Annotated in this window: 13 protein-coding genes; 5 read left to right on the top strand and 8 right to left on the bottom strand. The window is 70.5% G+C overall.

What is annotated here, in order from left to right:
• Positions 1-15: 15 nt before the first annotated feature.
• Genes ASF89_RS00450 through ASF89_RS00440 form a run of 3 tightly spaced genes read right to left on the bottom strand, consistent with a single transcriptional unit; the run spans position 16 to position 3,140 of the window.
• Positions 16-906: a carbohydrate ABC transporter permease gene (locus ASF89_RS00450; RefSeq protein WP_055798868.1), complete on the bottom strand. Its 891-nt coding sequence runs from the start codon at positions 904-906 to the stop codon at positions 16-18.
• Positions 899-1,900 carry a carbohydrate ABC transporter permease gene (locus ASF89_RS00445; RefSeq protein ID WP_055798864.1) on the bottom strand — a complete coding sequence of 334 codons (1,002 nt, stop codon included), beginning with the start codon at positions 1,898-1,900 and terminating at the stop codon, positions 899-901. The genes ASF89_RS00450 and ASF89_RS00445 overlap by 8 nt, the downstream gene beginning before the upstream one ends.
• A gap of 1 nt (position 1,901) precedes the next feature.
• Positions 1,902-3,140, bottom strand: a complete 1,239-nt coding sequence (locus ASF89_RS00440; protein WP_055811059.1) for an ABC transporter substrate-binding protein — start codon at positions 3,138-3,140, stop codon at positions 1,902-1,904.
• Positions 3,141-3,354: 214 nt separating this feature from the next.
• Here ASF89_RS00440 and ASF89_RS00435 point away from each other — a divergent pair, with 214 nt between their 5' ends.
• Positions 3,355-4,431 (top strand): LacI family DNA-binding transcriptional regulator, encoded by a 1,077-nt coding sequence (locus ASF89_RS00435; protein WP_055812913.1) that lies wholly within the window; start codon positions 3,355-3,357, stop codon positions 4,429-4,431.
• A gap of 91 nt (positions 4,432-4,522) precedes the next feature.
• On the opposite strand, the gene ASF89_RS00430 is transcribed toward ASF89_RS00435, so the two are convergent.
• From ASF89_RS00430 to ASF89_RS00410, 5 genes are all read right to left on the bottom strand, one after another.
• A complete protein-coding gene (locus ASF89_RS00430) occupies positions 4,523-5,506 on the bottom strand; it encodes a carbohydrate ABC transporter permease (RefSeq protein WP_055798857.1) in 984 nt (327 codons plus the stop codon).
• On the bottom strand, positions 5,503-6,642 hold the full coding sequence (locus tag ASF89_RS00425; protein WP_055798856.1) for a carbohydrate ABC transporter permease: 1,140 nt from the start codon (positions 6,640-6,642) through the stop codon (positions 5,503-5,505). The genes ASF89_RS00430 and ASF89_RS00425 overlap by 4 nt, the downstream gene beginning before the upstream one ends.
• Positions 6,643-6,789: 147 nt before the next feature.
• A complete protein-coding gene (locus tag ASF89_RS00420) occupies positions 6,790-8,148 on the bottom strand; it encodes an ABC transporter substrate-binding protein (RefSeq protein WP_055811056.1) in 1,359 nt (452 codons plus the stop codon).
• A 141-nt stretch (positions 8,149-8,289) separates the two neighbouring features.
• A complete protein-coding gene (locus tag ASF89_RS00415) occupies positions 8,290-9,312 on the bottom strand; it encodes a LacI family DNA-binding transcriptional regulator (RefSeq protein WP_055811053.1) in 1,023 nt (340 codons plus the stop codon).
• Between the two features lie 108 nt (positions 9,313-9,420).
• Complete coding sequence (locus ASF89_RS00410) at positions 9,421-10,431, bottom strand: LacI family DNA-binding transcriptional regulator (protein WP_055798847.1); 1,011 nt, start codon at positions 10,429-10,431, stop codon at positions 9,421-9,423.
• Between the two features lie 159 nt (positions 10,432-10,590).
• Between ASF89_RS00410 and ASF89_RS00405 the strand changes: the two genes are divergently transcribed.
• The 4 genes from ASF89_RS00405 to ASF89_RS00390 all read left to right on the top strand — a co-directional run bounded on the left by ASF89_RS00405 (position 10,591) and on the right by ASF89_RS00390 (position 16,286).
• Positions 10,591-11,877 (top strand): ABC transporter substrate-binding protein, encoded by a 1,287-nt coding sequence (locus tag ASF89_RS00405; RefSeq protein WP_055811051.1) that lies wholly within the window; start codon positions 10,591-10,593, stop codon positions 11,875-11,877.
• A gap of 10 nt (positions 11,878-11,887) precedes the next feature.
• Positions 11,888-12,922 (top strand): carbohydrate ABC transporter permease, encoded by a 1,035-nt coding sequence (locus ASF89_RS00400; protein WP_055798841.1) that lies wholly within the window; start codon positions 11,888-11,890, stop codon positions 12,920-12,922.
• A complete protein-coding gene (locus ASF89_RS00395) occupies positions 12,919-13,824 on the top strand; it encodes a carbohydrate ABC transporter permease (RefSeq protein ID WP_055798838.1) in 906 nt (301 codons plus the stop codon). Before ASF89_RS00400 ends, ASF89_RS00395 begins: the two co-directional genes overlap by 4 nt.
• A 173-nt stretch (positions 13,825-13,997) precedes the next feature.
• Positions 13,998-16,286, top strand: coding sequence for a glycoside hydrolase family 3 N-terminal domain-containing protein (locus tag ASF89_RS00390; protein ID WP_055812911.1), 2,289 nt, complete (start codon positions 13,998-14,000; stop codon positions 16,284-16,286).
• Positions 16,287-16,365 lie beyond the last annotated feature (79 nt).

Genomic DNA, 16,365 nt, shown 5'->3' with positions numbered 1-16,365 from the left:
GGTCGTCGGTCGTCGTCACTTGACGGCCCCGCCGGTGGCCCCGGCGGCGATGTACCTCTGCGCCGCGAGCAGCAGCACGATGGCGGGCAGCGACGCGAGCACGGCCGCGGCCATGACGGTCGACCAGTCGGCGGTGTACGTGCCGATGTACTGGTAGATGCCGAGGGTGATGGGGCGGATGTCGGCGGTGGTCGTGAGGGTCAGCGCCATCAGGAAGTCGCTCCAGGTGAACAGGAACGTGAAGAGCCCGGCGGTGATCATCGAGTTGCGGCTGATCGGCAGCACGATGCTGCGGAACGCCCGCAGGTCGCTCGCTCCGTCGACCTTCGCCGCCTCGATGATCGACGGCGGGATGTTCAGCATGAACGCCCGCATGATCAGGATCGCGAACGGCACCCCCGCGGTCGAGTCGGCCAGGATCAGCCCCGGGATCGTGTTGAGCAGGCCGATGTCGTTGTACGCCGCGTAGAGCGCGTTGGCGACGACGATCCCCGGGATCATCTGCGAGATCAGGATCGCGAACAGCACCGCGTTGACGCCTCGGACCTTGAACTGCGCCAGGGCGTAGGAGGCGGGGGTCGCGATCACGAGACTGAGCACGACGCTGCCGAGCGCGATCACGAGACTCGTGACCAGGTTGCCGCCCTGGTCGGCCAGCGCCTGGGCGTAGCCGCCGAACTGCGCCTCGAACGGGAACCACGAGGCCTCGATGGCCGAGCCCGCCGGCTGCAGCGAGATGTTGACCATCCAGTAGACGGGGAACAGCATCACGGCGAGCAGCAGGACGCCGACGGCCGTGAGCAGGTACTTCCTCGGCCCCTCGGGGCGCGAGAGGGGTCGGCGTCTCTCGGAGCCGCGACGGGCGACGGCCCGGGTGCTCGGGACGCGCAGGGCTGTCTCACTCATCGACGGCCTTCCGGTTGAGTCGCAGGTACACGACGGCGAACACGGCCGAGATGACGATCAGCACGTTGCTGAGCGCCGCCCCCGACCCGAAGTCGAACTGCTGGAACGAGAGGCTGTACGACTGGGTCGCGATGGTCTGCGTCGCGTTCGCCGGCCCGCCGTTCGTCAGCCCGAGGATGATGTCGAGCACCTTGATCGTGTAGACCACGCCCAGCACGAGCACCACGCTGACGACCGGTCGCAGCAGCGGCCACGTCACGTGCCGGAAGCCCTTCCAGCCCGTGGCCCCGTCGAGCGAGGCGGCTTCGTAGAGCTCGGTGGGGATGTCCTGCAGACCGCCGTAGAGGATGGTCGTGTTGAACGGGATGCCGATCCAGATGTTGACCAGCACGACGGTCAGCAGGGCGACGCTCGGGCTCGTGAGCCACGGCACCGCGGGGACGCCGAAGGTGCCGAGGAACTGGTTGAGCACCCCCGAGTCCTGGTCGAGGATCCACTTCCAGATCGCGCTCGAGACGATCAGCGGCAGCAGCCAGGGCAGCAGCAGGAGCGATCGCAGGATCCCGTTGAGCGGGAAGGCCCGGCGGAAGAACAGGGCGAAGAGCAGCCCGATGACGAACTGGCCGACGATCGAGCCGACGGTGAAGAGCGCCGTGTTGAGCAGGGCCGTGCCGAAGAGCTGCGAGCCGAGCACCTCGGCGTAGTTGGCGAGCCCGACCCAGGGCGCCTCGCCCGTGTAGAAGGTCGTCGTCGTGTACGCCTGGAAGCTCATGATCAGGTTCTTCAGCACCGGGTAGCCGAAGAACAGGACGATGAAGGCGGCGGCCGGCAGCACGAACAGCAGCTGCGAGACGCGCTCCCAGCGGCGGGCCGTGCTGCGACGCGACGAGCCGGGGCGCGACGAGCCGGAGCCGCCGCGGCCGGGCCGCCGACGCGAGACCGGGGTCTCGGCGCCGGCGACCGGGCGGGTGTCGAGCGAGGAGGCGGTGGTCATGTCACTCGCTCGGCTGCGCGTCGTCGAGGGCCTCGGTGGGCGAGGACTGGCCGGTCAGCGCGGCCTGCACGGCGGTGTAGATGGCCGTGGCGGCGGCGGGCCAGTCGGCACCGAGCTCCGCCGTGCGCGACCGGGCGCCCGCGACCAGGGTGACGAACGCCTCCTGCTCGGGCTGCTGCTCGGCGTAGGTGGCGGCGACCGACGTCTTCGAGGGGATGGTGTTGCGCTGCTCGGCCATGGCGAGCTGGTTCTCGTCGGAGTTCATGCACTCGACGACCTTCGCGGCGACGGCCTGACGGGCCTCGTCGCCGGTCTGCGGCACCGTCCACACCTCGCCGCCGAGCGGGGCGACCGCGGTGTCGGAGGCGTCCTTGACGGGGATCGTGGTCACGCCGTACTCGACCGCGGTCTGCGCGTTCAGCGCGGGCAGCTGCCACGGGCCGTTCACCATCATCGCCGTCTTGCCGGCCATGAACTGGTCGTTGACGTCGGCCTGGGTCCAGTTGACGACGCTCTTCGACATCGAGCCGTCGGCGACGAGATCGGTCCAGAGCTGCAGCGCCTCGGCGGTCTCGGGCGTCGCGATGTCCTTCTCGTCTCCGCCGTTCGACCACATGAACGGCAGGAACTGCCAGGTGCCCTCGTAGGTCGCGTTGGCGTCGACCGCCATGCCGTACCGGTCGCCGGTGGTGAGGGCGGCGGCGGCGGTCTCGAGCTCGTCCCACGTGGTGGGCGGCTCGACGCCGGCGTCGGCCAGGGCCTTCACGTTGTAGAACAGCGCGATGGTGTTGACGGTCGGCGCGAGGCCGTAGAGCTCGCCGTCGTAGGTGCCCGACTGCACGACGCCGTCGGCGTAGCCCTCGGCGTCGAGCCCGAACTGCGACAGCGGGGCGAGGGCGCCCGTCTCGGCGATCTGCGCGAGGTCGGGGTTGTCGAGCATGAGCACGTCGGGCAGGGTGCGCGACGACGCCTGCTGCAGCACGCGCTGGATGAGCGAGCCGCCGGGCACCATCGTGCGCTCGATCTCGACGCCGTTCTCGGCGCCGCACTGGTCGAGGAACGTCGTGATGACCTTCTCGTCGTTCTCGCCGTAGTAGTCGACAACGGTGATCTTGTCGACCGGGCCGCCGGCCGCGCCCCCGCCGCCTCCTCCGCCGGTGCACCCGGCGAGGACGAGGGGGACGACGGCGACGAGCGCCGTCGCGGTGAGGGTTCTGGTGCGGATCGATGCAGGCTTCATTGCTCAGCTCTCTCTCGGTGACTGGTGGGCGGCCGGCGACGTCGGCCACGCGGGGGTCGACCCGAGAGGCGGAGTGCGACGTCGCTGCTCCGTTGCAGGGAAGCTAGCAGTTAACCGCTTTACATGTAAAGCGGTTAACACGGATCCGTCCGATGTCCGCGCTGCGGGTCCACCGCACTAGCCTGGTGACGAGCGAAGGAGAGACGTGGCGACCATGCGAGAGGTGGCCGCACGGGCGGGGGTGTCGATCGCCACGGTGTCGTTCGTGGTGAACGGGTCGCGCAGCGTGTCGGCCGGTGTCCACCGGCGGGTGACCGACGCCATGGGCGAGCTCGGCTACACGAACAACGTCGTCGCCCGTGCCCTCGCCAGCAAGCGGACCCGCATCATCGCCCTGCTCTTCCCCGCACTCGAGCAGCGGCTGGGCGGCATCGCCCTGCACATGTTCATGAACGCGGCCACCCGCGCCTCCGAGCTCGGCTACCACCTCGTGCTCTGGCCCACCGGGCAGACGGACGACGACGTGCGCGAGCTCGTGTCGGGGCGCCTCTTCGACGGCGTGCTCGTCATGGAGGTGCAGCTGCGCGACTCGCGCGTCGAGGCGCTGCTCGAGCTCGGCCTCCCGTTCGTGTCGATGGGGCGCACCTCGCAGAACGACCGTGTGCCCTACGTCGACATGGACTTCGAGGAGGCGGTGGAGCAGGGCCTCGATCACCTCCAGTCGCTGGGTCACCGCAGCATCGGCCTCGTGCTCGAGGACTTCGCGGGAACCCCCATCGTCGGTTATGGGCCGACGGCCCGCACGGAGGAGGCGTTCCGCACGTCGATCGCGCGGCGCGGACTCCGCTCGGCGATCGTCACGAGCGGGCAGTCCGCCGCGGGCGGACGGCAGGCGGCCCGCGAGCTGGTCGAGTCGCTGCCGGACGTCACCGGGGTGCTGATGCTGAAGGACGACGCGACCGGCGGCCTGCAGAGCGGCCTCGCGGAGACCGGGCGTGAGGTGCCGCGCGACGTCTCGGTCGTGCTGCTCGCCTCGTCGACCGCCGCCGGCGCCGCGACCGAGCCGGCCATGACCACGCTGAACGCGCCCGGGGCCGAGATGGCGCGCCTCGCCGTCGAGGCGCTCGTCGCCCGGCTCGACGCGGGTGCCGGTGCTGCCGGCGCCGCCGGTGATGGCACGGACGCGGGCACGGGTGCCGACGCGGCTGCCGAGCTGACGCAGGTGCTGCTGCCGTGCGTGCTGCACGTCGCGGGCTCGAGCGCTCCGGCCCCCGCGCCCCGCGCCTCCTGAGCGGGGGCGGCGCAGCGAGACCCCGGCGAATCGCCGAGACCCCCGTGCGCGCACGGGGGTCTCAGCGACCTGCCGGGGTCTCAGGGGAGGGCTAGCCCTTCGTGGCTCCGGCGAGGAGGCCGCGGACGAAGAACCGCTGCAGGGCGAAGAACACGATCAGCGGGACGATGATCGAGATGAACGCCCCCGCCGTGAGCAGCTCCCACGACTGGCCGTACGAACCCGAGAGGTCCTGCAGGGCCTTCGTGATCGGCAACCCCTGCCCCGAGGTGAACACCGTCGCCACGAGCAGGTCGTTCCACACCCACAGGAACTGGAAGATGCCGAAGGAGGCGATGGCCGGCATCGACAGCGGCAGCACGATGCGGAAAAACACCTGGCCGTGACCGGCGCCGTCCATGCGGGCGGCCTCGATGACCTCGGAGGGGATCTCGGAGATGAAGTTGTGCAGCATGAAGATCGCCAGCGGGAGGGCGAAGATCGTGTGAGCGATCCACACCTTGGCGAACGAGCCGTCGAGCCCGTTCACCCCGAGCCCGGGCAGGATGTACAGCCCGCCGATCTGCAGACCGTCCGAGAACAGACGCAGCAGCGGCACGAGCGCCATCTGGATCGGCACGATCTGCAGGGCGAAGACCAGCACGAACATCGTGTTGCGACCCTTGAAGTCGATCCACGCGAAGGCGTAGGCCGCGAGGCTCGCGATCGTGATCGGGATCAGCGCCGCGGGCAGCGTGATGACGAGCGAGTTGAGGAACGCCTTGCCGAGGGTGAGGCTGTCGCCCGAGTTCAGCGCGTTGACGTAGTTGTCGAGCGTGAAGCCGGGGTTGGCGAAGACCGTCCACCAGCCGGTGGTCTTGATGTCGTTCGCGGGGCGGAACGACGAGATGAACAGACCGGCGGTCGGCAGCGTCCAGACGACGGCGATGATCAGCGCGGCGATGGTGGCGCCGCGGCTGGTCGTGCCCTTCTTCAGCTTGCCGCTCGAGCTCTCGATCTTCGCGACGCCGCGCTGGAGCTGGCTCTCGGTGCCCGGGGTGACGGCGACACCGACCGGGGTGGGGGTGGCGGTCATCGGATCTCCCTCTGCTTCTGGATCTGGCGGGCGTTGTAGATGACGATCGGCAGCACGAGGATGAACAGGATCACGGCGAGGGCCGAGCTGTAGCCGGTGCGGCTGCCGAGCTGGAACTGCCGCACCATCTCGAACGCGAGGATCGTCGTGTCGTTGCGACCGCCGGTCATGGCCGAGACGATGTCGTAGACCTTGAGCGACGCGATCGAGATCGTGGTGAGCACCACGATGATGGTGGTCCGGATGCCCGGCACCGTGATGTGGCGGAAGGCCTGGAACCCGTTGGTCCCGTCGAGCGATGCGGCCTCGAGCTGCTCGGCGGGCACGCCCTTGATCGCGGCCGAGAGCACCGTCATGGCGAAGCCGGCCTGGGTCCAGATGAGCACGATCACGAGGAGCAGGGTGTTCCACGGCTCGAACCCGAGCCAGTCGACCGGCTGCCCGCCGAACGCGACGAGGATGCCGTTCAGCAGACCGATCTGCTCGCCCTGGCGGATGTCGTAGAAGAACTTGAAGATGATCGACGCGCCGACGAACGAGATCGCCATGGGCATGAAGACCAGCAGCTTGAGGAACTTCTCGCCGCGGCTCTTGTCGATGAAGACCGCGTAGGCGAGACCGATGGCGGTGGCCGTGATGGGGGCCAGCAGCACCCAGATGAGCGTGTTGCCGAAGGCGGTCAGACCGTCGGGGCTGGTGAACACCCAGATGAAGTTGTCGATGCCGGCGAAGCCCGACCCGTCGTTCTTCATGAACGCCTGACCGGCGGTCGTGATGGTCGGGTAGATCAGACCGATGATCAGGAAGAAGACCGCGGGGGCCATGAACCCGATGAGCTGCAGTGAGTATCCGGCGCCGCGCTTCGAGCGGTAGTCGAGCAGGAACAGCCCGCCGCCGAGGACGGCGGCGATGACGGCGACCCACATGACCGAGTTGTAGAGGCCGAAGGCGAAGAGCACCACGACGGGGACGAGCACGCAGACGGCGAGCCGGAGGATCGTGTACTGCCGACCGCGGCGGGGCGCGAACTCGACGAAGACGAGCACGATGCCGACCAGGGCCGTGAAGGCGAGGAGGATCAGGGGGATCTGGGCGAGGGGAGGGATCCCCGCCAGCCACTGGAAGAAACTGGACATCGCTGTCCTTTCACGTTCGGGTTCCGATGAAGGAGCAGGCGTTCGCGCGACCGGGGCCGCTCGCGACGCTGCGAGCGGGTCGTGCGGGGTCGTGCGGGCGCGGGGTCAGGGGCCACCGACGAGCGGTGGCCCCTGATCAGCGGGGTGTTACGAGGTGTAGCCGGCCTGGATCTCTTCGAGGACCGTCTCGGTGTCCGAGCCGTCGATCCAGTCGACCATGCCCTTCCAGAACGAGTCCGAGCCGACCGACTTGGGCATCAGGTCGGAGCCGTCGAAGCGGAAGGTCGTGTCGGTGCCCTGCAGGATCTCGACGGCGCTCTTCAGCAGGTCGCTTCCGGCGTTCTCGGGGTCGAGGCCCTGGTTGGCCGAGATGACTCCACCGAGCGAGACGCGGCTGTTGGCCCAGTCGGCGCTGGCCAGGTAGGCCTGGACCTTGGCGGTGTCGTCGTCGTTCGAGAACGCGGCGACGAACTCGCCGCCACCGGTGACGGCGGCGGGGTCGCCCTCGGCCATCGGCGGCGTGAGGAAGGCCCAGACGTCTCCGTCTTCGGCGACCGTGGCGGGCTGTCCGTCGGCGTTGTTCGCCGCGGTCAGGAAGCCCTCGAAGAACGAGGCCTGGTGGGTCAGGGCGCAGCTGCCGTTCGCCACGTTGGTGGCGACGTCGCCGAAGGCCGTGGAGTTGATCGACTTCACGTCGCCGTAGCCGGCGTTGACCATCTCGGGGTCCTGGAGGATGGTGCCGACCGAGTCGAACGCGGCCTTGACGTCGGGGTCGGTGAACTCGGTGTCGCCGGCGACCCACGAGTCGTAGGCGTCCGGTCCGGCCTCGCGCAGCACGAGGTCCTCGATCCAGTCGGTGCCGGGCCAGCCCGAGGCCTCGCCCGAGTTGAAGCCGGCGCACCAGGGCGCCTCGCCGCTCTTCTCCTGGATGGTCTTCGAGACCTCGACGAGCTCGTCGTACGTCTTGGGGACCTCGACGCCCCACTCCTCGAACTTGGCGGGGGAGTACCAGACGTAGCCCTTGACGCTGGCCATCAGGGGGGCGCCGTACTGGGTGCCGTCGACCTGACCGTACTTCTGCCAGTCCTCCGACCAGCCCTCCTTGACGTTGGCGAGGGCGTCTTCGGGGAGCTCCTGCACCTTGCCCGAGGCGACGGTGTCGGCGAGCAGACCGGGCTGAGGGAAGATCGCGAGGTCGGGGGTGTCGCCACCCTGGACCTTGATGCCGATCTGCTTCTCGAACTCCTTGTCGCCCGTGTACTTGATGTCGATGTCGTTCTCGGTCTCCCAGTCGGCCCAGCTCTCCTCGAGCAGGGTCGCCTCGTCGCCGTTGATGGTGCCGTAGACGTTGACGACGCCGTCGGCGGTGCCGACCTCGGCTCCGCCGCCGCCACCGGCGTTGGGGTCGTTGGGGTCGGCGGTGCCGGAGCAGCCGACCATCAGGAAGCTGGATGCCGCCAGGATGGCCAGAGGGCCGGTGAATCGGCGGTGCAGGGATGCTCGCATTGTTATCTCCTCATTGAGTTGCAAGACCGGCGGCCGGGTGTGCTGTCAGCCGGTCTCCGCGACACGTCGTCGTCGACGCGCGTCGACTGTGAGTTTCACACACCCGCAGGAGGCGCGCAACCGCTCGTGCTAGGGCGCGGGTCACATCCGGATAACGGGTGCGGAACTGCCCCGCACGACCAGGCGCGGCGCGACGAGCACGTGGGGCGCGTCGTGTCGACGCCCCTCGATCCGGTCGACGAGATCGTCGACGGCGGCCGAAGCGATCTCGATTCCGGGAGGGCTCACCGTGGTGAGCGGAGGCGAGGTCATCTCGGCCGCCAGGTCGCCGATGCTCAGGGCGACGACGCTGATGTCGCCGGGGATCGATCGCCCGGCCGCGGCGGCCGACTGCACGAATCCGGCCAGGGCCATCTCGTTGAAGGCGAGCACCGCCGTCGGTCGCGCCGTCAGGGCGTCGAAGACGTCGAACGCCTCGCGGCCGCCCGGCACCGAGTTGTCGGCCAGGTGCGTGTCGAGGCGGATGCCGCGATCGAGGGCCGGTCGCCGCAGGGCGCTCGTCGCCCGGTCGAGGGGCCCCGACCCGCGCTCGGGCGACGCGATGCTCTGGCTGAGGAAGAACACGTGCTCGTGGCCGAGGTCGGCGAGGTGGTCGACGGCCTGGCGTCCGAGCGACTCGTAGTCGGCGTCGATGAACCAGAGCCCCTCGGCGTCGTCGGGTCGGCCGATGTTGCTGAACGGGACGCCCGAGTCGCTCAGCACGCCGACGCGGGCGTCGGCGGCGGTCAGCTCCATGAGGATCACGCCGTCGACGAGGCCCTCGCTGACCAGGCTGCCGAGTCCGTCGACGTCGTTGATCGGGTGCGACCAGAGGAGGAGGTGGTACCCGCGTTCGCGCGCCCGATCCGTGGCCGCGGCGACGTACTCGAACTCCGACGACGTGACCCCCCGGCGGCTGTAGGGGTAGTGCAGGGCGAGGATCCCGCCCCGCGAGCCGGCGAGTCCGCGGGCGAAGGCGTTGGGCGTGTAGCTGAGATCGGCCATGGCCTGCTCGACGCGCTGACGCGTGCCGGCCGAGATCGTGCGGCGACCGCTGATGGCGTACGAGACCGTGCTCGCCGAGACTCCGGCGAGCCGCGCCACATCGTCTCTCGTCGCGCCCACGGCCGATACCTCGCTTCGTCCAGCGTCGTTCGGAGGGGGAGACGACGTCGTCTGAGTGCTGAATGCCCTCGCTGGATCGTAGCCGGTGCGGGGGAGGCCGGAGGCGCGTCAGCCGGCGGGCGGCGGAGCGGTGGTGCCGCGCACCACGAGCCGGGTCGGCAGCTGGACCTCGGGCGTCGTGGGCGCGCCCCCGTCGAGCATCGTGAAGAGCATGCCGGCGGCGGCGCTCCCGAGGCGCTGCATCGGCTGCTGCACGGTGGTCAGCGGCGGGGACTCGCGTGACGCCTCGGGGATGTCGTCGAAGCCGACGATGCTGAGATCCTCCGGGACGCGGAGTCCGAGCTCGAGGGCGGTGCGCAGCAGCGCGATGGCCGAGAGGTCGTTCGTCGCGAAGACGGCGGTGGGTCGGTCGGCGCGCGTCAGCAGCGACCGCGCGGCCTGCCGCGCCGTGGTCAGCTCGAAGTCGCCGTGGCGGGTCAGACCGGGGTCGCGCGTGATGCCCGCCGCGCGCAGCGCCTGGACGTAGCCGGCCTCGCGCAGGGACGCCGAGCGGAGGTCGGGTCGCCCCGACAGGAACCCGATGCGACGGTGCCCGAGCGAGAGCAGGTGCTCGACCGCGAGCAGGGCCCCGCCTCGGCTGTCGGCCTCGACCGACGGCAGGTCGGTGCGCCCGGTGTGCGGGTCGACCGCGACGACCGGGATGCTCGCGGTCGTCGTCAGGACCGACGGCGTCACGAGGATTGCCCCGTCGATGAGGGTGCCGCTCAGGCGGCTGAGCGACTTGCGCTCCCAGCCGCTGTTCTCGCCGTGGTGGGCGCCGCTGTAGGCGAGCAGGTCGTACTCCGACCCGCGGGCCCGGACGGCGGCGCCGACGCCCTTGAGCACCTCCGAGCTGAACGGCTCGAAGTCGGCGACGAGCACGCCGATCACGCCGGTGCGGCGGGCGCGCATGCTGCTGGCGACGAGACTCGACTCGTAGCCGAGCTCGTCGACCGCGGCCATGACGCGCTCGGTCGCCTGGGCCGAGACCCCGTACCGGCCGTTGACCGCCTTCGAGACCGTGGCGACCGAGACGCCCGCGACCCTGGCCACGTCGTGGATCGTCACCCGGCTCGTCATCACGTCGTCCTCACGACCCGCAGCCTAGCCACGTCGAAATGGTTTTCGAAAACGTTTGACACCCGCGCGCCCGTTTTCGACACTGGGGCGACGCCGCGCATCGGAGCACGGCGCACTCGGCCGACCACGGCCGCTCAACGAAGAGGAACAGGTGGAACCATGACCACATCTCGACGGCTCCTGGCCGGGTCTGCGGCCCTGCTGATCGGAGCGGGACTGCTGACCGGCTGCAGCACCGGAGGAGGCGGGGGAGACGACGACGGGTCGCTCACCCTCTGGCAGAACTCGACCACCGGCCCCGGGCAGGACTTCTGGGTGAAGGCCGCGGCCGACTTCGAGGAGGCCAACCCCGACGTGACGATCGACGTCCAGACCGTGCAGAACGAGGACTTCGACAGCAAGCTGCAGACCGCCCTGAACTCCGGCGACGCGCCCGACGTGTTCCTGCAGCGCGGCGGCGGCAAGCTCTCGGCGATGGTCCAGGCCGGTCAGGTGAAGGACATCAGCGACGGCATCTCGGACGACGCCCGCGCCGACATCAGCGAGGGCACCTTCGGCGCCGGCTCGGTCGACGGCAAGGTCTACTCGATGCCCGTCGCCGTGCTGCCCGGAGGCTTCTGGTACAGCCAGGACCTCTTCTCGGAGGCCGGCATCGATGCGGCGCCGACCACGATCGACGAGCTCGACGACGCGGTCGCGAAGCTGAAGGACGCCGACGTGCAGCCCGTCGCGCTCGGCGGCAAGGACGCCTGGCCCGCCGCGCACTGGTACTTCTTCTTCGCCCTGCGCGCCTGCAGCAGCGACGTGCTCGAGCAGGCCGCGACCGACCGCGACTTCAGCGACCAGTGCTGGGTCGACGCCGCCCAGGACCTCGCCGACTTCCGCGACACCGAGCCCTTCAACGAGGGCTTCCTCACCACGGCCGCCCAGCAGGGCGCCGGCAGCTCGGCCGGCCTCATCGCCAACAAGCAGGCCGGCATGGAGCTGATGGGCGCCTGGAACCCCGGCGTCATCGCCTCGCTCACCCCCGACGAGAAGCCGCTGCCCGACCTGGGCTGGTTCCCGTTCCCCGAGATCGAGGGCGGCGACGGCGAGACCGGCGCCATCATGGGCGGCGTCGACGGGTACTCGTGCTCGACCGACGCTCCCGACTCGTGCGTCGACTTCCTGAACTACCTCGCGACCCCCGACGTGCAGACGGCCTACTACAAGGCCTTCAACGCGCCTCCGGTCAACACGGTCGCTCAGGAGTCGGTCACCGAGCCCTACCTGCAGGACGTCCTGGCCGCCTACAACGACGCCCCGTTCGTGTCGCAGTGGCTCGACACCGTCTACGGCCTGAACGTCGGCAACGCGATGAACGTCGCCGTCGTCGACCTGCTCTCCGGAGACGGCACGCCCGAGCAGTTCGTCGAGGCCGTCGACGCCGCCGCCAAGAAGGCGTAGGGGTCGCACCGTGAGTCTCCGCGAACCCTCCGTGCGGCCCGCCGCACCCTCGCGGGCTCACGCCACCGCCGGGGGCGATGCGCTCGCATCGCCCCCGGCGGCCTCCCGGGCCGTGTCCCGGAAGGGGCGTGGCGCCCAGGGCCTCGAGATCGCCCTCCTCGTCGGCCCGGCCCTCGTGGTCTTCCTGGCCTTCGTGGTGTTCCCGATCGTCATGGCCGCCTACTACGGCTTCTTCAGCTGGTCGGGATTCGGTGCGCCGACGGACTTCGTCGGGTTCCGCAACTACCTGACGATCTTCCAGGACGTCGCGTTCCTCGACGCCCTCCGCCACAACGCGACCATCGTCGTGCTGTCGCTCGTGCTGCAGGGCCCCGTCGCGATCGGCCTGGCGCTGCTGCTGAACCGCAAGCTGCGCGGTCAGTCGCTGATCCGCGTGCTGATCTTCGTGCCCTACGTCATCAGCGAGGTCGTCGTCGGCACCGGCTGGAGCCTCATGCTCCAGGGCAGCGGCGCCGTCAACGACATGCTGACGAAGCTCGGCCTCGGCTCGCTCGCGCAGGACTGGCTCGCCGACCCGAGCATCGCCATCTGGACCCTGCTGGTCATCATCACCTGGAAGTACGTCGGCTTCGCCGTCATCCTCTTCCTCGCCGGCCTGCAGGGCGTCCCCGAGGAGCTCAGCGAGGCCGCGGCCATCGACGGCGCGAGCTGGTGGCAGATCCAGCGCCGCATCACGCTGCCGCTGCTCGGCCCGACGCTGCGCATCTGGGCGTTCCTGTCGATCATCGGCTCGCTGCAGCTGTTCGACCTCGTCTACATCATCTGGGGTCAGTACATCGCGGCCACCGCCGGCACCTCGACGATGGCCACCTACATGGTCGCGAACGGCCGCACCTCGGGCAGCTACGGCTACGGCAACGCCGTCGCGGTCGTGCTGTTCCTCATCTCGCTCGTCGTCGCCCTCGTCTACCAGCGCTACGTGCTGCGTCGCGACACGGCCGGCGCCGTGACGACCTCCGCCACCACCGCAGGAGAAGAACGATGACCGCCTCGACCCTCGCCGCGCCTCCTCGGGGCCGCGGGCCCGCGTCGCACGACGCGCAGCCGACGAAGCGCAGGAGGCGCGGGATCGCCGATCCCGGACGCGGCGTCGCGTACGTGGTCGCCCTGGTCGTCATCGTGGCGATGCTCGCGCCCGTCGCGTTCATCGTGCTCGGCGGATTCCGCACCAACGCGCAGATCACGACCGACCCGTCGGGGTTCCCGAGCCCGTGGCAGATCGGCAACTACATCGACGTGCTCGTCGAGGGCACGTTCTGGCGGCAGGTCGGCAACTCGCTGATCTCGGCCGGCGCCACCACGATCGGCACCGTCGCGCTCGGCCTCGCCGCGAGCTACGTGCTGGCCCGCTACCGGTTCGCCGGACGCGGCGTTCTCTACGCGATGTTCGCCGCGGGGCTGATGTTCCCGATGACCGTCGCGATCACGCCGCTGTACCTGGTGATCCGCGACCTGGGACTGACGAACTCGCTGGCCGGGGTGATCCTGCCGCAGATCGCGTTCGCGCTGCCGACGACGATCATCATCCTCGTGCCGTTCCTCCGTGCGATCCCCGACGAGATCGAGGAGGCCGCGTTCATCGACGGCTGCAGCCGCCTCGGCTTCTTCTTCCGCATGGTGGTGCGCCTGTCGCTGCCGGGGGTCATCACCGTCGGCATCCTCGCGTTCATCGGGGCGTGGAACTCGTACCTGCTGCCGCTGTTCATCCTCAACGACCCGTCGACGTTCACCCTGCCGCTCGGCGTGCAGGCGTTCTCGTCGCAGTACTCGGTCGACACCGCCCGGGTGCTGGCCTTCACGGCTCTGTCGATGCTGCCCGCGCTGATCTTCTTCAGCCTGTTCGAACGCCGCATCGTCGGCGGACTCACCGGGGCGGTCAAGGGATGACCGCCGCCGACACCGGCACCCTCCGGGTCGACCGGACCCCGACCGCACCAGCCCAGGAGGCGCGAGCCGACATGACCGACACCATCGACGCACCGCAGACGGTCCAGACCGACGAGACCGTCGTGCGCGGCGAGCCCCGCGCCTCCCACCGGGTCCGCTCGCTGCTGGCCGACATGACCCTCGACGAGAAGCTCGCCCAGCTGGTCGGCTGGTGGGTCGATCAGGGGGCTGACAACGTGGCCCCGATGCAGGGCGAGATGGCCACGTCGGGTGACTACGAGGAGGCCACCCGGCACGGGCTCGGTCACCTGACGCGGGTCTACGGGACGCGACCGGTGGACCCGGTCGAGCGCGCCTCCTGGCTGTGGCGCGAGCAGCGCCGCCTGCGCGACGAGACCCGTCTCGGGATCCCGGCCCTCGTGCACGAGGAGTGCCTGACCGGGCTCGCGGCCTGGCAGGCGGCGACGTTCCCGACGCCTCTGGCCTGGGGCGCCTCGTTCGACCCGGAGCTCGTCGAGCGCATGGCCGAGCTGATCGGCGGGTCGATGCGCGAGCTCGGCGTGCACCAGGGTCTCGCGCCGGTGCTCGACGTGATCAGGGACCCGCGCTGGGGACGCGTCGACGAGTGCATCGCCGAGGATCCGTACGTGGTCGGCACCATCGGCACCGCGTACGTCCGGGGGCTGCAGGCCGCCGGCGTCCACGCCACGCTCAAGCACTTCGTCGGCTACTCGGCGTCGGTGGCGGGGCGCAACCACGCACCGGCGCAGATCGGGCCGCGGTTCGTCGAGGACGTCCTGCTGCCGCCGTTCGAGATGGCCGTGCTCGACGGCGGGGTCCGCTCGGTGATGAACTCGTACGCCGAGATCGACGGCGTGCCCGTCGCCGGCACGCCCGAGTACCTGACCGAGCTGCTGCGGCGCCGCTGGGGGTTCGACGGGGTCGTCGTGTCGGACTACTTCTCGGTGGCGTTCCTCCAGGTGATGCACGCCGTCGCGGGCGACCGGGGCGAGGCTGCCGCACTGGCCCTCGAGGCCGGCATCGACGTCGAGCTGCCGACCGGCGACGCCTACCTCGAGCCGCTCGCCGAGCGCGTGCGATCGGGGCTCGTCGACGAGGCGCTCGTCGACCGGGCCGTGCTGCGCGTGCTCGCGCAGAAGGAGGACCTCGGGCTGCTCGACGAGACGTTCGAGACGCCACCGCCGTCGGTGTTCGATCTCGACTCGGCCGAGCACCGGGTCGTCGCGCGCCGCCTGGCCGACGAGTCGGTCGTCGTGCTGACGAACGACGGGGTGCTGCCGCTCCTGGGCGCGGGTGTCGGTGCCGGTGCGGCCGCCGGCCCGGCCGCGGTCGCGGTGCTCGGGCCGAACGGCGACAGCGCCGAGGCCCTGATGGGCTGCTACTCGTTCGTCAACCACGTGCTGGCGCACCACCCCGGTGTGCCGCTCGGCATCGAGCTGCCGACCGTCGCCGAGGCGCTGCGTCACGAGCTGCCCGACGCCGAGGTGACGATCGCGGCGGGCTGCGACGTCGAGGGCGACGACCGGTCGCGCATCGCCGCCGCCGTCGAGACCGCCCGCGGCGCCGACGTGGCGATCGTCGTCGTCGGCGACCGCGCCGGTCTGTTCGGGCGCGGCACCGTCGGCGAGGGCAACGACGTCGAGAGCCTCGAGCTGCCGGGTGTGCAGCGCGAGCTGGTCGAGGCCGTCGTCGCGACCGGCACGCCCGTCGTGATGGTCGTGCTCTCGGGGCGTCCGTACGCGATCGGCTGGGCGATCTCGGGCGCGGGGGCGCCGGCCGCCGTCGTGCAGGCGTTCTTCCCGGGCGAGGAGGGCGGCGCAGCCGTCGCCGGCATCCTGTCCGGCGGCGTCGAGCCCTCGGGTCACCTGCCGGTGTCGCTGCCGCGCTCGGCCGGGGCGCAGCCGTTCTCGTACCTGCACCCCGTGCTCGGCGGGCCCTCGGAGGTCACGAGCGCCGACAGCACCCCGGTGCTCCCGTTCGGCCACGGTCTGACCTACACGACGTGGAGCCGCTCGGACCTCGCCGTCGGGTCGGCGGGTGGCGTCGGGTCGGCCGGAGAGGTCGCCGCCGGCGGCTCCTTCACCGCGTCGGTGCGGGTCGCGAACACGGGCGACCGGCCCGGCATCGACCTCGTGCAGCTCTACGCCCGCGACGTGATCGGCTCGGTCACGAGGCCGGTCGCGCAGCTGCTCGGCTACGCGCGGGTGACGCTCGCACCGGGCGAGGAGGCGCGGGTCGAGTTCACCGTCCCCACCTCCCGTCTGGCCTTCACCGACCGGCACGGCCGACGCGTGGTCGAGCCCGGCGACGTCGAGCTCTGGGTCGGCCCCTCGTGCGACACCCGCGAGACGGAGGCGCGCCTCCTGCTCACCGGCGACGTCCACCCCGTCTCGCTCGACGACCCCCGCCTCGTCGCGGTCGAGGTCGCGCCCCTGGCCTGACGCCGCCGGCCCGAGGACGGCCCGGCATCACGACGTGAACGGGACACCGCGAGATCCAGCGGTGCCCCGTTCGCGTCTC

Origin of the sequence: Frigoribacterium sp. Leaf172 (genome assembly GCF_001424285.1) — a bacterium.
Classification (GTDB): Bacteria; Actinomycetota; Actinomycetes; order Actinomycetales; family Microbacteriaceae; genus Frigoribacterium.
The sequence above is the reverse complement of the archived record's forward strand: the minus strand, read 5'-3'. Positions and strand labels throughout refer to the sequence as shown.